This is a genomic window from Candidatus Omnitrophota bacterium (assembly GCA_040755155.1).
Taxonomy (GTDB): Bacteria; Hinthialibacterota; Hinthialibacteria; order Hinthialibacterales; family Hinthialibacteraceae; genus JBFMBP01.
On record JBFMBP010000098.1, the window covers coordinates 83,493 to 99,476 of the forward strand.

14 protein-coding genes are annotated in these 15,984 nt (G+C 49.0%); 6 read left to right on the plus strand and 8 right to left on the minus strand.

Translation table 11 applies throughout. The features are described from left to right. Positions 1-14 precede the first annotated feature (14 nt). Positions 15-722 (plus strand): ABC transporter ATP-binding protein, encoded by a 708-nt coding sequence (locus AB1656_14910; protein MEW6236672.1) that lies wholly within the window; start codon positions 15-17, stop codon positions 720-722. Further along, positions 719-4,063 (plus strand): ABC transporter permease, encoded by a 3,345-nt coding sequence (locus AB1656_14915; protein MEW6236673.1) that lies wholly within the window; start codon positions 719-721, stop codon positions 4,061-4,063. The genes AB1656_14910 and AB1656_14915 overlap by 4 nt, the downstream gene beginning before the upstream one ends. A gap of 334 nt (positions 4,064-4,397) precedes the next feature. Here AB1656_14915 and AB1656_14920 read toward each other — a convergent pair whose 3' ends face one another. From AB1656_14920 to AB1656_14930, 3 genes are all read right to left on the minus strand, one after another. Next, positions 4,398-5,537 carry a PQQ-binding-like beta-propeller repeat protein gene (locus AB1656_14920; GenBank protein MEW6236674.1) on the minus strand — a complete coding sequence of 380 codons (1,140 nt, stop codon included), beginning with the start codon at positions 5,535-5,537 and terminating at the stop codon, positions 4,398-4,400. 193 nt (positions 5,538-5,730) lie between these two features. Then, complete coding sequence (locus tag AB1656_14925; GenBank protein ID MEW6236675.1) at positions 5,731-6,966, minus strand: PQQ-binding-like beta-propeller repeat protein; 1,236 nt, start codon at positions 6,964-6,966, stop codon at positions 5,731-5,733. Between the two features lie 129 nt (positions 6,967-7,095). Continuing rightward, on the minus strand, positions 7,096-8,622 hold the full coding sequence (locus tag AB1656_14930) for a PQQ-binding-like beta-propeller repeat protein (protein MEW6236676.1): 1,527 nt from the start codon (positions 8,620-8,622) through the stop codon (positions 7,096-7,098). Between the two features lie 165 nt (positions 8,623-8,787). Between AB1656_14930 and AB1656_14935 the strand changes: the two genes are divergently transcribed. From AB1656_14935 to AB1656_14950, 4 genes are all read left to right on the plus strand, one after another. Further along, complete coding sequence (locus tag AB1656_14935) at positions 8,788-8,958, plus strand: hypothetical protein (GenBank protein MEW6236677.1); 171 nt, start codon at positions 8,788-8,790, stop codon at positions 8,956-8,958. Positions 8,959-9,073: 115 nt separating this feature from the next. After that, entirely contained in the window at positions 9,074-9,316 is a 243-nt protein-coding gene (locus AB1656_14940; GenBank protein MEW6236678.1) for a hypothetical protein, read from the plus strand. A 60-nt stretch (positions 9,317-9,376) separates the two neighbouring features. Continuing rightward, positions 9,377-9,496: a PKD domain-containing protein gene (locus AB1656_14945; GenBank protein MEW6236679.1), complete on the plus strand. Its 120-nt coding sequence runs from the start codon at positions 9,377-9,379 to the stop codon at positions 9,494-9,496. A gap of 426 nt (positions 9,497-9,922) precedes the next feature. Further along, entirely contained in the window at positions 9,923-11,836 is a 1,914-nt protein-coding gene (locus AB1656_14950; GenBank protein ID MEW6236680.1) for a DEAD/DEAH box helicase family protein, read from the plus strand. A 297-nt stretch (positions 11,837-12,133) separates the two neighbouring features. On the opposite strand, the gene rpsI is transcribed toward AB1656_14950, so the two are convergent. From rpsI to AB1656_14975, 5 genes are all read right to left on the minus strand, one after another. After that, a complete protein-coding gene (gene rpsI / locus AB1656_14955) occupies positions 12,134-12,529 on the minus strand; it encodes a 30S ribosomal protein S9 (GenBank protein ID MEW6236681.1) in 396 nt (131 codons plus the stop codon). Positions 12,530-12,549: 20 nt separating this feature from the next. Continuing rightward, a complete protein-coding gene (gene rplM, locus AB1656_14960) occupies positions 12,550-12,987 on the minus strand; it encodes a 50S ribosomal protein L13 (GenBank protein ID MEW6236682.1) in 438 nt (145 codons plus the stop codon). Positions 12,988-13,174: 187 nt separating this feature from the next. Continuing rightward, entirely contained in the window at positions 13,175-14,623 is a 1,449-nt protein-coding gene (locus tag AB1656_14965) for a hypothetical protein (GenBank protein ID MEW6236683.1), read from the minus strand. Between the two features lie 214 nt (positions 14,624-14,837). Then, entirely contained in the window at positions 14,838-15,266 is a 429-nt protein-coding gene (locus AB1656_14970; protein MEW6236684.1) for a toll/interleukin-1 receptor domain-containing protein, read from the minus strand. Beyond that, entirely contained in the window at positions 15,253-15,690 is a 438-nt protein-coding gene (locus AB1656_14975; GenBank protein MEW6236685.1) for a toll/interleukin-1 receptor domain-containing protein, read from the minus strand. Before AB1656_14975 ends, AB1656_14970 begins: the two co-directional genes overlap by 14 nt. Positions 15,691-15,984: the final 294 nt, after the last annotated feature.

Consider the following 15,984-nt stretch of genomic DNA (forward strand, 5'->3'; position numbering starts at 1 on the left):
GAAGAGAGGCCGTTATGATCCAGTCGCATCCTATCGTGAGGATGGTTTCCGCTAGCAAGGAATACGAAGGAGTAGCAGGCGGCGTCCCTCTCTCTGTCTTGAAGAATATTAATTTGGAAGTGAATCGGGGAGAAACGGTCGGGATCGTCGGTCCTTCCGGTTCGGGCAAAAGCACGCTATTGAATCTACTGGGCGCATTGGACCATCCTACCTCCGGCGCCATTCTTGTAGAGGAAGAAGATATTTCCAATCTTAACGAGGAACAACTCGCCTGTTTTAGGAATCGAAAAATTGGATTCATTTTTCAAGATCATCACTTGCTTCCTCAATGCACTATCTTGGAAAACGTCCTTTTGCCCGCATTAGCCTTTCACGCTTCCGCCCCGGAAGAATCGATTCAACGCGCGAACGAATTATTGGAACGCGTAGGTCTAGCCGAACGCCTGAATCATCGTCCCGCCCAACTATCGGGAGGCGAACGGCAGCGCGTCGCCTACGTGCGTTCGCTTGTCAATCAACCGCTTCTGCTGTTGGCGGACGAACCGACGGGAGCGTTGGACCGCGAAAACGCCGGGAAGCTCATGCAACTGTTGATCGAAATCAACCGGGAAAATGGATTGACGTCCATTATCGTCACCCACGCGCTGGCTTTGGTTAAAGACATGGACAGGACGTATGAGTTGAAAAACGGCGAATTGAGCCAGTATGGAATATCGACGTGAATCGATTTCGTTTAGTCGTTAACAGCCTGCTGTATTATTGGAAAACGAACATCAGCGTAGCGCTGGGGACGATGTTTGCCGCCATGGCGTTAACCGGCGCTTTGATCGTGGGAGATAGCGTCGATCATACGCTCCGTTCGACGGCGTTGAAACGTCTGGGAAACGTCCGGTTCGCCATGTCGCATCCTTCACGGCAGTTTCGCGATGCGCTAGCGGACGAGTTTAACGATTCCCCGTCGATCCAGGCAGCTCCGGTCTTTCAGTTGAAAGCCATCGCCCGCAAAGGAGACGGTTCGCTTAGCGCCAATAACGTCAATGTATACGGCGTCGATCGGCGTTTCTGGAATTTTGGCCGAAACGGCGTTTCCGCTTTTGACGAAAAGCAGGAGTCCGTTTGGATTAATCGAACGCTCGCTCAACGTCTAGGCGTTCGAGAGAATGATGAAATCATCCTTCGCATCGAAAATCCATCCTCTATTTCGAGAGAAATCCCGCTGACGACCGTCGATGATTCTTCCCTCGCCTGCCGTCTGCCCATCGCTGAAATCCTCGGCGACGAACAAATGGGACGTTTTGATTTGAACGCCAATCAGACGCCGCCCAGCAATGCGTTCGTCCCATTGAAATTTCTGCAGGATAAAACCGGCAAGCATAGCCAGATAAACATGTTGTTGGCAGGCGGTAAAAATGAAAATACAGAGATAACGGCGAATTCTCTGAACGCCGCGCTGCAAAGTCAATGGAGTTTGGAAGACGTCCAGCTCGAATGCCAACCGCTTTCCCGGAAGGGAACCTACGAAATTCATACGGATCGGATTTTTCTGGAGCCGAACGTTTTGCGCGGCGTCAGTGAAGGCATCGAACAAAATACGAAAATGCGCCCCTGGGCGAGAGTCCTTACCTATTTCGTCAACGAATTTCGCGTAGGCGAGCGAAGCGCTCCTTACTCTATGGTTGCGGCCATCGAAGAAAGCAACGGAAAAGAGGCTGCCTATCCTGAATTGCAGAATCTTCCCGGCGACAAAATCGTCATCAACGAATGGCTGGCGAACGATATCAATGCGCGCATAGGCGACGAGCTGACGCTGACGTACAACGTTCTTGGCCCCATGCGACAACTCATCGAAAGAAAGCGCGCTTTCATCGTTCACGCTATCGTTCCCATGTCGCATCCGCTCTGCGATCCATCCCTCATGCCCGATTTCCCGGGAATCTCTACAAGCGAACATTGCCGCGAATGGGATCCCGGCTTCTTGATCGATCTAAAAAAAATACGCGATAAAGACGAAGAGTATTGGAACGCGTATAGAGGAACGCCCAAGGCTTTTATCTCGCTGAAAACTGGCCAAGAGATATGGGGCAATCGGTTTGGAGAATTAACCGCCATCCGCTTCCAAGACGAATCCAGCAGCCTTTCGCAAATCGAAGCGAATCTCTCCCGCTATCTGTCGCCCGATGCTATTGGCCTGCAATTCCAGCCGGTTCGCGAGATCGCCTTGAGAGCTGTCGACCAAGCCATGAATTTTGCCCCCTTGTTTGTCAGTTTGAGTTTTTTTCTGATTGCGGCGGCTGTAACGCTCGCCGCGCTCTTGTTTTTTCTGTCCACCGAGCGGCGCGCTCGTCAGATGGGCATTCTGTTCGCAATCGGTTTTAATCGAAAACGAATTCGGAGACTGCTACTTGGCGAAGGAATCATCCTTTCTGCAGTCGGATGCGCGTTGGGAATCATCGCAGCGCTGCTTTATTCGCGCTGCGCGGTCTGGGCGCTATCGACGGTTTGGAGCGGCGCCGTCGCTGGCATCCAATTTGTAATGACCTACTCGCCGATAACCATCCTCAAAGGATTCATAATTGGAATGGTGGTATCTTCCGCCGCCATCGGCTTTGCGGTTCGCAGGCAATCCCAAGCGCCGGTTCGCGCCCTTCTCTCCGTCCGCGGAGAGGAAAGCGCCCTGGCGGTAAAAAAGAGCCGCTGGGGAGTATGGCTTGCGGCCGCATCATTCGCCGTGGCGCTCGCGCTATTATTTTTCGTATCTCCAAACGACGCTGCTGCCTCCGCCGGACAGTTTTTCGGGATTGGAGCATTGCTGCTCATAGGCGGACTGGGAGCCTGTCACGCCTATCTCGCTAGAACGCCGCAGGCCGCCAATCAAAGGTATTTTTCCTTAGCCAGCCTTAGAAAGAAAAACATCGGTAGGCGGCGGGGACGCAGCCTAGCTGTCATCGGAGTATTGGCCAGCGGATGTTTTATTATCATCGCGGTAGGCGCCAACCGGCGCGATGCGTCGACCGACGCCGATTCGCGCTCCTCGGGAACGGGCGGATTCGCCTATTATTGCGAAACCACGATTCCCATTCTTTACGATCTCAATACCGAAAAGGGTTGCAACGAATTCGGTCTGTCCCGTTCGGACGCGCCCGACCTCGCCGTATATCCTTTACGACTTCGCGAAGGAGACGACGCCAGTTGCTTGAATCTCAATCGCGCCCAGAATCCCAAACTGATTGGCGTAAACGCCGAAAGCTTCGCCTCGCTGGGAGCGTTTCGATTCGTGAAAATCATCAATGGAGAAACGGCGCCGGAAAAAGCTTGGCGCCTTTTAGATGAAAGCGAGGAGGACGGTTCGATTCCCGCCGTCATCGACCAATCGACGGCGATGTGGGCGTTGGGAAAATCGATTGGAGATAAGCTGACCTATACGGACGAGAGAGGCGAAGCGTTCGATATTCGCGTCGTTGGATTCCTGTCCGATTCCATCTTTCAGGGAAGCGTGCTGATTTCCGAAAAACATTTTCTCCAGCGTTATCCTTCCTCTGGAGGGTATCGGTTGGCTTTGATGGATATTCCCGCTGGCGAGCGTTCCAAGGTTCGCGGCGAGCTGATGAATGCCCTTCAGAATATCGGGTTGGAAATGACGCCCGCTTCCGAAAGGCTGGCGGCGTTCTTGGAAGTGGAAAATACTTATTTAGCCATCTTCCAATTTCTAGGCGGCCTGGGTTTGGTTCTTGGATGCGCGGGCATCGGAGTTGTCGTATCGCGCAATATCCTCGAACGCCAATACGAATTCGCCCTTATGCGCGCAGTGGGATTTACTCCGGCTTCGATTCGCCGCGCCATCGTTTCCGAGCACGCCGTTCTCGTCGCCCTTGGGCTGGGTTGCGGGCTGTTAGCCGGTTTGATTGCGGCGCTGCCCTCGCTGCGACTGCAATCCTCCTCATTTCCCTTTGCCTCGCTGCTCCTAACTCTGATCTTTATTGCGGCAAGCGGCTTTGCATCCGTTTATTTTTCCACGGTTCTTGCATTGAGCGAAAATCTGTTAAAAGCGCTTCGTTCCGAGTAGTCCTCAATGGCATTTATACCGTTTGCCATTTGATTTGAGGTATATGCCAACATCATTGAGGGGAGGGCGAGGCTCAATGTCGTTAAGTTAAGGATAGACTAATTCCTTAATCGAAAATATCAACAAATCTAATAGCATGAATTTGTTGAATTTAAAATCCCTCACCCTAACCCTCTCCCAGAGGGCGAGGGAATGGAATTTCGTCACGTTATGTCTTAACTTAATGACATTGGGGCGAGGCTCCCGCCGAGCCATATAGATGCAATGGTTCGCCAGGAGGCTCACCCTCCTAGCCTTTCCGCAGCTCGCGCATCAAACCTAAGAGCATATCGTATTATTTTCCGAAGGCGTACACAAAACCATCGTCCGCCCCGACGATGATTTTATGAGACGCAATCGCTGGCGAACCGATAATCGCCGAGCCGATTTCATAAGACCATGTCATTTCGCCGTCCGATAACCGCAAACGATAGAAGCGGCCATCCTCTGAACCGACGAATACGTCCCCCCCGCAAATCACTGGAGACGAATCGACTTGACCTTTTGTAGGAAATATCCATATTCGCTCTCCTGTTTTCCGATTAGCGCAATGAACCCGCTTGTCTCTACAGCCAAAGACGACAAAATCGTTGGAAACCGCTGCGGAGGAAAAATAGGGGAATTCCCGATCCATGTATTCCCATGCGATTTCGCGCTTCAAAACATCGACGCAAATAAATTTGCTTCCATAGTGGCCGACATACGCCCGTCGTCCATCGAAAGCAATGGAAGCCGCGATATAGGCGCCTGTGTCAAAAACCGAAGCGGGTTTTCCATCCGTCAAGGAAACGCAATGAATGCAGGCGTCGCATCCGCCCACAATAGCCCAATCGTCATAAACGGCTGGCGAGCCATTGATATAACTTCCCGATTCGTAGCGCCATCGTTCTTTTCCCGAGACGGCGTCGAGCGCATAAAGCCTCCCATCATAACTGCCGGCAAGAATGAGCGGATTCTCATCGGTAGCCATCTTCGCCCAATTGGCAGAACCAACGATTTTGTCGATGGTTTCGAATTTCCAGTTCATGGCGCCATTTTTTTTATCGATGGAGTAAAAGAAGCCGTCCGTCGAACCGGCATAAATCGAGTCGTTAAGAATCATGGGAGACGCTTCCACCGGGCCGTCTGTTTGAAACGACCAGATTTTCTCGCCATTGTTGATATTAAGGGCATAAATTTTCCCATCTCCAGAACCGATATAGGCGGTTCCATCCGAGACGGCCGCTGAGGACGCGATCGGGCCGTCGGTTTTGAATTTCCAGGCAAGTTCCAATTCAGCAGGGAGCGTTCCGTTGCAAACTCCAAGCTGCTGCTGGCCGCCTCGATACATAGGCCAATCCTGATTCGACGAGCTCGCTTCGTTCGACGAGAAACCGGCATTGCACAAAAACGCCATTACCAGCGCTGCGCCTAGATACCAATGAATTCTATTCATAACAAGTCGCATCGAAATCAATTTGCGCATGGAAATAACGATCTCTCTGTATTCATAGTTAGCCTCCTTACTGAGGCTTTTGGCAACAGCGTCGTATGAATGGTTCCATAAGTTGCTCGAGCGCGTCATACCTAATCCGATTTTTATAAACAACGCTCGAATACGATAATCTACAAACGTAGCGTCTATCGAACTAAGATTTCTTTTTCACATCCAGGCAGACGACGTCGCCAGCTGCATTCCTGCAAAATATCTTGCCATTCGATAAGACGGGAATAGTCCAACACCGTCCCGATAATACTTTTTTTCGCCCTGTCGGAGCAAATCCTTTTTCGCTGGCTTCGGCGACGGCTAACTCGCCGGTTTCGCCAAGGACGATCAATTTGCCGTCCGCTAGCATGAGCGAACCTTTGCCAAGGCTGCGATCCATCCAAACGTCTTTGCCGGTTTTAACATCGACGCATTTAAGGGTGGATTCGTCGAATCCATACAAAAAGCCTTTCCACAGGACGCAGGCGTTCATATGGTTTCGCAAAAGACGGTTATGCCAGATTTCCTTCATTTCGCCGCTAGGCGCGATTTCCAATAGAGAACCGCCTTTGCTATATCCCGATGATATGAATACTTTGTTTTCAAATATCAGCGGGGTGGCGGCATTAATGCCATAACTAGTTTCCCAAGGGAACTTTCCAAACTCTTTCCCCGTTTTCAGATCGAGGATAACCAGGCCGTATTTAGGAAGAACAGCCACGTATTGAACGCCGTTCATCGAGAAGGATATGGGAGAGGAGTAGGCCGATTCATAGTTTTCCGTAATCCAAACCGCATCTCCTGTTTTTTTATTCAAAGCGACCGTCGGACCAACGTCTATAATAATTCGGTCTCCATCCAACAGAGGAGAAACGGCGAATCGCCAGGTTGGCATGGTAGTATTGTATTCTTTTTGGATGTTTTTCTTCCATCTCTCTTTTCCCGATTTTACGTCCAGGCAGTAAAGTTGTCCGTCCTTGCTGATAGTATAAACGGACTCTTCATCGACGGTTGGCGTACAGCCCGGCCCTCCTTCATGCATGTTGGGGAACAACTCGCAATCGTAGGAATATCGCCATATCTCCTGGCCAGTTTCGGCGTCGAAACACCATACCGCGTCCCGATCTTTTTCATTTCCCATCGTAAATACGCGGCCGTTCTTGACGGAAAAAGACGAGAAACCTATTCCTGCCGATTTCGTCCATTTTATTTCCGGCTCTTTGCCGCTCCACTTCGACAGCCAATCGCTTTCATTCGATATGCGATCCCTATGCGATCCATGAAATTGAGGCCAATCCCATTGGGAATCGCAAAAACCCGACGGAAGTATTAAAAAAAACGAACAAAAAGACGCCCATAAAAAAAGAACTTGTTTACTCTCAATTTTCTTCCATAACATAATTCTTCTCCTATCCTCGCTTAAATTATTAAAGTCCATATTCTTAACGCATGTTACGTGCAAGATGAAAAATTAAAACGCGCGATCCGCAGGTTTCCAATTCTGCGCCCAAGCCATCGAATGGATCTTTCATTTTCCATCAGATTGCTTTTGGAGCGCATAAAGCGTTTTCATCGTTGCTACATACAAAGCGCCATTCGCTGGCGTCGCTGTTCCTGCAATGGGGCTATCCAACCGAATCTCACTAATTACTTTTTTCTCGCGATTCGCCGTTAACTCAAGGAAATTTCTCTGCCGGGTCCCGATATAAACCTTTCCGTCGGCAACCATCGGAGACGCCCATATCTCCTCTCTCGTCTCATGCGTCCAATAAGTTTCCCCTGTTTTCGCATCTAAGCAATGCACAACGCCGTCGCAATCCGCAATGAAAACCAATCCATTGGCGATTGCGGGAGTAGTACAACAATGTTGGCGCAAATCCACCGACCAGATCAATCCCGATGAAGTAATATCTCCACGCTTTGTCGCGTCGATGCACTTCAACCATGCTTTATTCTTCCCCCACCAGATGTCGCCTCCGACGGCTATATAGACGCGATTTTCATAAAATACCGGCATTCCCTTGATATTGCTTGGCCCTTCCTTTCGATTTCTGAGATACTCGTGGATATTCTCTTTCGGCGCAGTAAGATCGCAATCGAAACTCCATACTTTCTTGAGCGTTGCGACCGTTCCCTCCGGCGGCATCGAATCTAATGCCTCAAACGCGTAAACAACGCCGTTTCCGCCGCCGAAGAAAATCAATTTTCGCCCATTCACCTCGCCTAACGCCGGCGACGACCAGGTCGAATGAAAGATGTTAGGGCCGATTCCTTCCTGATCCCGAGCTAACAGCCGTCCCGTTTTCTTGTCGAGCGCAATGAGGCTTGGCCCCTGCGGCGCTCTGATTTTTTTGTGAGTATTGTCGACGCCGTTGCTTGTGTTGACGTAGAGAAAATCGCCGTCGATGAGAATCGAACCGTGAGCGCCATCGTGAGGATAAGTCCCCGCCTGATTTGGAATGTCATAGAGCCAGATGATGTCGGCGTCCGTAGCCGAGACTTCAATCGTGTTTCCTTCTCCTAGTCCCATATGACGTCCCTCGTCTCGATAGGGTCCATCGTTGCCGTTGCTCAAGCCGTCAATGTCGAGGCACATAACCTCATCGCGATTGCTCACTATATAAACGCGATCGCCTTCGACGGTAACCGGCGATACTAGCCCTGTTTGCGGCCAATCGAGATAAGGATCCGGCCCAAGCTTTGGAACCGATAGCTGCCATAAAAAGGCTCCATCCTTTTCATTCAAACACAATAGGATGCCTCGATCGCCCTTTTGGCGTTGATTTCGCGGAGGATTATTGTTAGTTCCAATAAAAACCTTTCCCTTTGCGATAATCGTCGTAGACCATGTCTGATCGCCAAGCGGCGCCTTCCATTTAACATTCTTGCCGGTTGCGAGATCGAAATCGTCAACCAGCTGGATCTCGCTGGAAACCATATTCCGCGAATGCTTCTCGCCCCACTGCGGTTGATCGTCGGCGGATGCTATCGATCCGGCAAGACTACTGCAAATAATTAGCGCTGCACAAAATACTAAATTCTTCTTCCAAGCCATATTCCGCATCTTTCTCTGTTTGTTTTCATACTCTTAAAAGCAAACGCCATAAGCAATCCATAATCATATAAGAAGAAGCAGCAGTGAAAAAGCCGCAAGGGATTCGTGAGGTGGAAGAGACGGATAGGATAACGGCAAACCTGGCATAGTTTCGCAACGAATGCCTTGAACAGCGGAGAGAATCCATTATGGATCGCGAAAACGCTAGGCCATAAAAATACGGAGATGCTGATCCGGGTATACGGCAAATACATCGAGAAAAGAAATGGAACGGATGACGGCTCTCACTTCAACGGCCTCTATCAAGGAAGCAACAGTAAGAATGAGGAGCAATAATTTGGGCAAAAACGAGAAAATTGAGGAGAGGTTAAATCATCGTAAGTCCTATAAAATCAAAACACGCCGGATAGGACTCGAACCTCCAACCTCCTGATCCGTAGTCTTGAAGTGCATGTTTTACTACCTTCCACTAGTTTATATAATCCCCGTATTTCCTAAGAAATATTCATATGCGGTTCTGGAAGCCGCGCCGGTTTATAAAAACGCGGAGAAAGGCCGCGCCGTGGATATCAAACTGACGCAATTCATGCCATCATTGGCCGAGATTCCCAGCAAGGAACTGGAAGCGATCAAAGAACGGGCGATGAAAAGCGGATTCGACTTCATCGACTTTTGGGCGATCAATTTCGATTGACAGCCGGGGAAGCCCTTCAACCACCATTGGCAGGACTACCGGACGCGCAAAGACCGTTCCTTGAAAACCGTAAGCAGCGCCGAACATGTTTATCCGAAAAAGGGAACCTATACCGCTTGTGTAAAGGTTGTAGATACGTTCGGCTGCGATACAAGCATCACGGTTGAGGTGAAAGTATGACGGCTTCGTTTTTGGAGTGGTTAGATAGCCGGAAAAAAAAAGATGCAGATTCCAGGTTGTAGGGACCCACGTACTGAGCGCTGCCGTCCTGCGGACGACCTACAAGAAATCCTGCGCATATCCGCCTAGACTTTATTTTTACTCTCCAAAATAGGGAAAGTCAATAGAAATTAAAAAAACATTTAGCTTGACGCAAAAGTATAAGGATTTGAAACGAATGAAATATCGAATCTATTGCGATTTTACCAGGGAAATTCGATAGGCTGGGAGAACGTTTCTTTAGCAGCAAGTTCCAATAAATGAAAAAGACCCTTTCGGGTCCCGATGGCTTTATACCATCCACATCCGGTTAACCGGATTGATTAAAGTATAACCGTAAAAAAGCCTGCTCGTCAACGGATATTTCTAAAAAGAGTGGACAATCTCATGACAACCGCAGAAAGCCCCATCGTCAATCCCGATTCTCTCGCTCCTCTGTTCGAACCGTGGGAAGAGCCGAACGCCCGCCGCGAACGCGCCGACAAAAAGGGCGAAGCGGCGAAAAGGGTTATGGGGCGCAGACCGTCTCGGATAGCCATCGTTCAACGCTTGCGCAGCGATGTTCGGCAATGGCGGGAAGCCTTTTATGCAGGCGTAAGCGATACGACGCGGATTCTATTGAATCATTGGTTCGAACGCCCTCATCGCATGAAAACTCCCGCCGGGGATGAATTCGAATTCCGTTATTACTTTTGCCAGCGGGAAGCGGTTGAAACCCTCATTTATTTGAAAGAGGTTCGGAAGATTCAATGCTTGTCCCAAATCATCGGCGAATATGGCGGCGAGGACGCATTAATTCAGGCTTTGGGCGTTACCGAAGAAGAAGACGCCTGGAGCCGCTACGCCTTCAAACTAGCGACCGGCGCGGGCAAAACCAAAGTGATGAGCCTTGCCATTGTTTGGAGCTACTTTCACGCCATGCGGGAATCGGATTCCGAAATGGCCCGCCATTTTGTGGTGATTGCTCCGAACCTTACGGTTTACGAACGCCTGAAAGAAGACTTTGGAAACGGCAAGATATTCGACAACGATCCGCTTATTCCGCCGGAATGGAAGGGCGATTGGAACATGAGCGTTGTTTTGCAGGATGAAGCCGCCGGAGCCGCAACCGGCGGAATTCTTTACCTGACGAATATTCATCATCTTTACGATAAGGAAAAACGGAAATCCAAGAAGGACGGCGAAACCTATTCTTTCATGGGGCCAGCCGTATCGAAAACAAGCGCCCTAGATACCGGAGAAGCCTTGCGAGACCGCATAACCAGCCATCAACGGGTGATGGTTTTGAACGACGAAGCCCATCACGTTTGGGACCCGGATTCCGCTTGGAATGAAGCGATCCGGTTTTTGCATGACGCGATCAAAGCACGAACAGGCGGCGGATTAGTAGCGCAGTTGGATTTTTCCGCTACGCCCAAGGACAACAAGGGGCAATTGTTCAAGCATATCGTATGCGATGCGCCGCTTGGGGAAGCCGTAGACGCGGGCATTACGAAAACTCCCATTATTGGCAAATGCGGAGACAAACTGGACGAGGAACCTAGCGATGATGCGGCGTACAAATACGAACGCCATTTACGGTTTGGCTACGAACGATGGAAGAAAAGCAAGACGGAATGGGAAAAAAGCAAGAAAAAAGCCTTATTGTTCGTTATGTGCAACGACACGGAAGCCGCCGATCAAATTACCCGGCGGTTAAATACCGATGAAGCGTTTGCGGAACTGAACGGCAAAACCATCAACCTGCATACGAACTTGAAGGGAAAAATCAAGAAGAAGGGCAAAGGGGATAATGTCATTTATGAGTTTGTGGAAAACGAAAAAGACATTAGCGATGATGACCTAAAAGAATTGCGCAAACTAAGCCGCGAATTGGACGCCAACGCTAGCCCCTATTACTGCATCGTTTCCGTTCTCATGTTGCGCGAAGGGTGGGATGTGCGCTACGTGACAACGATTGTTCCCTTACGCCCTTATTCTTCCAAAGCGAACATCCTTCCCGAACAGACTTTGGGCCGGGGTTTGCGCCGGATGACTCCGCCCGGATTCCAAGGAGCCAACGAAGTCGTTACCGTTGTAGAACATCCAGCCTTTGCCAGCCTGTACCAACAGGAATTGGCGCAAGAAGGTTTTCCTATTGAAATCGTGGACATTGACTATGTTCCGGCTACGACGATTTCCATATTTCCCGATGAAGCCCGCAAGGACTTAAGAGCCCTTGAAATCGAAATCCCAACCATAGCGGCGGGATATAAGATTGTTCAGCATCTCTTGATAACTTACAAACAAACCTTGCCCTAGGATCCCCATTAAAGGGTAGAAGGAGCGTTTTATTTCTTTTTCATTTTCGAATCACGGATATCATGAATGATTTGGATTTCTCGGAGAAAAACTTTTGGGGCGCTATCCCTAACGCTAACCGTTTTTTTGTTTCGCCTTTTTTTGCGTCCTACTTTTTCCTTCGCGTTTTCGTGATTCAATCCAATAGAGGAATTTTATAAAAAACAATCTCAATTCAAGTGGGTATTAAATGTTAAAAGGGGACGGTCATTCGATCGTCCCCTGTTTGTTTTAGGAAAACAGAAAAATCCATAAGGATTAACGTTTGGAGAATTGGAACCGCTTCCGGGCGCCGGGCCGTCCGTATTTTTTCCGCTCGACCATGCGCGGATCGCGCCGCAAGAAGCCGGACCGCTTCAAAGAATTGCGGTATTTGACATCCAGGGAAATAAGCGCTCTGGAAATTCCATGCAGAAGAGCGCCCGCCTGACCGCTCAGCCCGCCGCCTGCGATGTTGGCGTAGACGTCGAATTTTCCCTTCGTGTCCGTAACATCGAAAGGCTGGCGGATAACCATTTCCAGTGTTTTTCGCATAAAATAATCGGAGGATTTCTTGCCGTTGACGATGATTTCGCCCGTTCCGCTTTTAATATAAACCCGCGCTACGGAAGTTTTGCGCCGGCCGGTTCCATAAGATAAATGTTGAGCCGCCATATCTATTTCTTCTTTCTCCTTTATTTAGCCGCGTAAGGAGCCGGTTTGCAGGATTGATGTGGATGATTCGCGCCGCGATACACCCGGAGTTTTTTCATCATTTTCCGTCCCAATCGGGATTTGGGAACCATGCCGCCCACCGCTCTCATAATGACTTTTTCCGGTTCTTGTTCGAGGGCGTGCCGGAAGGTTTTGCGCTTCAATCCACCCGGATACATCGTGTGGTGGATGATTTCCTTCTTTTCCAGCTTATTGCCGGTCAGAACGATTTTCTCGGCGTTGATCACGATAACATGATCCCCCGTATCGAGAAAAGGAGTGTAAATTGGTTTATGCTTGCCGGTCAACAAACGGGCGACTTGGCTGGCCAATCGGCCCAAGGTCATTCCACTCGCATCGACAAGGTGAAAGGCGTGAGTGGATCGAATTTCTTCCGGCGTGGCGATGTGCGTTTTCATAATAACTCCCATGTTTTACCATGCGCGTTGAAGGTGGATTATTTTTCTCCACAAAAAAGAGAATTTTATAAGAGGGGAATCCGCCGGTCAAGGAGCACGGATTGCTCCCTATGAAAAATCGGGATAATGAGCCTATTTTCTTATGCGCATTATCTCTATCGGCTTCAAGTAAAACGTTAGATTCCGTTTAATAGAGACACCAATCTCCAACAGGCGACTGTCCCGCCGTTCTAACGGGCAACGGACCTGCTGGGGCGCTTTGGGGAAGACGATATCCAACTGGCCCGCCATCCATAGCCAAGGTCGTTTCGATAGCATTCGCTGCGAATGTCGTTAGAAGGCGTCCATCGATGCGAAAAAGATCCCTTACGTCGGAGATATCAAGCCCGCCGGGAGTGGCAAGGTCTACTTGCGCATCGGTTAACGAAAGCGCATCGTTGGGATCGATGTTCCAAAAAGGCGCCGCTACGCCAGTCAGTTGAGCGTTATTGGATGCGTAATTCCATATTTTCGTATTGAACATGCCGCCGAAGAAATCGGCGTCGTCCGTATCGATGCGCACTTGGGCGTTGGGGCTGAGATCGACGCTGAGAATCATCGAATCTTCAATGAGGACGAAAACACCCTCTCCTCCGCCCGTGTTGTGCCGCCACAACCGGTTGGAGTCGCGGATTTGATGCTTGACCAACGTACAGTTTTTCAAGTAGACATATTGGGGATTCGCTTCTTCCGTTTCGAACAGGTTGATATTATAACCGGAGGCGGTGTCGTTGCCGAGAATGACTCCCGCCAGATCGGGATAATCCTCTTCGCTCAAACCTATTCCCTCCGCATAAGTAGAGCCGCTCTTGCCGTTGGGTTGAACGAGCGCGTTCCAATCGTCCGTATAATATCCCGCCGCGAGGGCGTCGTCGATCAGGTTCCAGGGTTGGTAGGTTTGATGAAATATGCAGTTGACGAAATATCCTTCCGCCGCATCATCGAAGAAAACTCCATCGTACACGTTGTAAATCCATACGTCTTTCATAAAAGTCCGCCCGCCTCCGAATGTATGAACCACGCCCATATTATTGTTGGCGTGATCGCCGATGGAGACGTTTTCAAACGCGGCGACGACGCCGTCTACGTCGAATAAACGGCGGCCTTCGTACATTTTGCGTCCAATCTCCGCCGCCGCTTTGTCGTAATCGAATTCGCCGTTGGCGTCGATAGGCAGTTCCGGGTATTCGTTCAATAAACCGAAACTAATGACGCATTCGCCCGGATAGGCGCCCGTTCCCCGGATGAGAATTCCTTCCGCGCCGGAATCGGCGATAAGCGAGGATATCGATAGCGTATTGATGTCGGACTTCATGGCGGCGGGATCGGTCTTCGCCGCCGAATCGTTCGCAAAATAGTATACGCCGGGCTTCAAGTCGTAGACTTCCAAGTTGAAACTCTCCGTTTTGGATTTGCGATATGTGCTGGCGTCCATGTCGTCCGTGCCGGTGGAAGTCAGATTTATAGCTTCAGGCGCCGCCGTCAAATCTTCAGCGGAATAGATGCCCGGCGCCAACGTCATGCCCGCTTGAGAAACCGATGTTCCTAAGATAATTGCAGCGATCGAAAAGAAGAAAATGATTGTTTTACTCATCATGTTTGCCCTTTCCTCTAAATGGATTGGTCCGACCGTCCACATCATAGAAAAAAATAAAGGGGAGTATATGGGATGTTTGAGAACGCCGCGTAAGAATTTTCGAAAAAATTTTCGATGAATTATGTACTAATCCGTCAACAAAAAGCATGATGATCGGTTCATGCTTCGTTGATGCGATTCGTTCAAATTAACACGATGATATCTTGTTTTCGATCTACTCTTGAACTTCGTCAATGGTTGCCGCCGCCACTTCCATAGCTGTCTCCTCTGGAGATTTTTGCGTTAAACACTTCCGAATTCGAAACGGTTGGGGGAGGAGGGATATATCCATATCGTCTGTTACAATTCCTATAATTCTTTTTCCCATGCCAATGGCGGCGCCTAATTCGAAGAATATATTTTGGTTTTTACGATTGAGGCTCTTTTCATTTAGTAGAAAAACGAAAATATCGCTGTCGCGCATTCCTTTTTCCATCGCTTCCAGAAAGGAATCTCCTGGCCGTACTTCATTGTCTATGAACCATGTTTTTACGCCATTTTCTTCCAATGAGCGTACGAATTGCTGAAGCCATTGAAGATCGGAGCCGGAATAGGAATAGGAAATAAAAACTTGCGGTTTTGTCATTGTATTAGACGTTTTCATGATTCTTCTTCTTTTTTATTCGATTTGCCAGTTGATGCAAATATTTATCGATATCGTTCAAATCAAGCAAATTGCATTTTTTCAAAAAAACGGGTACTTTTGGTTTGGATTGCAATTCCCCGGCGCTGATTCCATGCAATAGAGCGATGATGGGCTTCCGTCTAAACCATATCGCTCCGACTTCCGCCCAGACATAGGGTCTTTCTAATGCCCAAGGCGTTAAAAGTACAACTAATTCATGGGTTTTCTCCAAAAAAGCCAATATATCTTCTTCAAAATCAACTCCGATATCGATATCGGTTTCATCTAAAAACGGTTCCGCTCCGCATAGGGCAATTTCACGCGCAATCTGCTTCGCGACCCAAGTATCGGTTGCGCTATGGCTTATGAAGACATAGTGTTTTGTTTTTTCTCTTCTTTTCATGCTGTAGATGCGTCTTTACGGATCAATCCTTTCCGCTCCTATAATATTATTATAATACAAGAGCGCATCGTTAAAGTAAAAAAGAAGGAAAAATTTTGCTTCTCATTATACCGTATCCTATATCATTGCTGAAAGGTCGCATCTCTCATCGCGCCATTTTCCTAGTTCGTTTGCATTATTAAATCCCCGTTTGTATTGACAGCAAGAGTCTTTCCAAGGAAAGATAGTTCGAACGGTTTTTCCACTTTGATCCGGCAAAGTCCGTTCGCAATACGATATGGATAGGAGACAATC

Coding starts and splice junctions, on each gene's coding strand:
- AB1656_14910 (MEW6236672.1), top strand. CDS start 15: ATGATCCAGTCGCATCCTATCGTGAGGATGGTTTCCGCTAGCAAGGAA.
- AB1656_14920 (MEW6236674.1), bottom strand. CDS start 5,537: ATGAATAGAATTCATTGGTATCTAGGCGCAGCGCTGGTAATGGCGTTT.
- AB1656_14925 (MEW6236675.1), bottom strand. CDS start 6,966: ATGTTATGGAAGAAAATTGAGAGTAAACAAGTTCTTTTTTTATGGGCG.
- AB1656_14930 (MEW6236676.1), bottom strand. CDS start 8,622: ATGGCTTGGAAGAAGAATTTAGTATTTTGTGCAGCGCTAATTATTTGC.
- AB1656_14940 (MEW6236678.1), top strand. CDS start 9,074: ATGTTTTACTACCTTCCACTAGTTTATATAATCCCCGTATTTCCTAAG.
- AB1656_14950 (MEW6236680.1), top strand. CDS start 9,923: ATGACAACCGCAGAAAGCCCCATCGTCAATCCCGATTCTCTCGCTCCT.
- rpsI (MEW6236681.1), bottom strand. CDS start 12,529: ATGGCGGCTCAACATTTATCTTATGGAACCGGCCGGCGCAAAACTTCC.
- rplM (MEW6236682.1), bottom strand. CDS start 12,987: ATGAAAACGCACATCGCCACGCCGGAAGAAATTCGATCCACTCACGCC.
- AB1656_14965 (MEW6236683.1), bottom strand. CDS start 14,623: ATGATGAGTAAAACAATCATTTTCTTCTTTTCGATCGCTGCAATTATC.
- AB1656_14970 (MEW6236684.1), bottom strand. CDS start 15,266: ATGAAAACGTCTAATACAATGACAAAACCGCAAGTTTTTATTTCCTAT.
- AB1656_14975 (MEW6236685.1), bottom strand. CDS start 15,690: ATGAAAAGAAGAGAAAAAACAAAACACTATGTCTTCATAAGCCATAGC.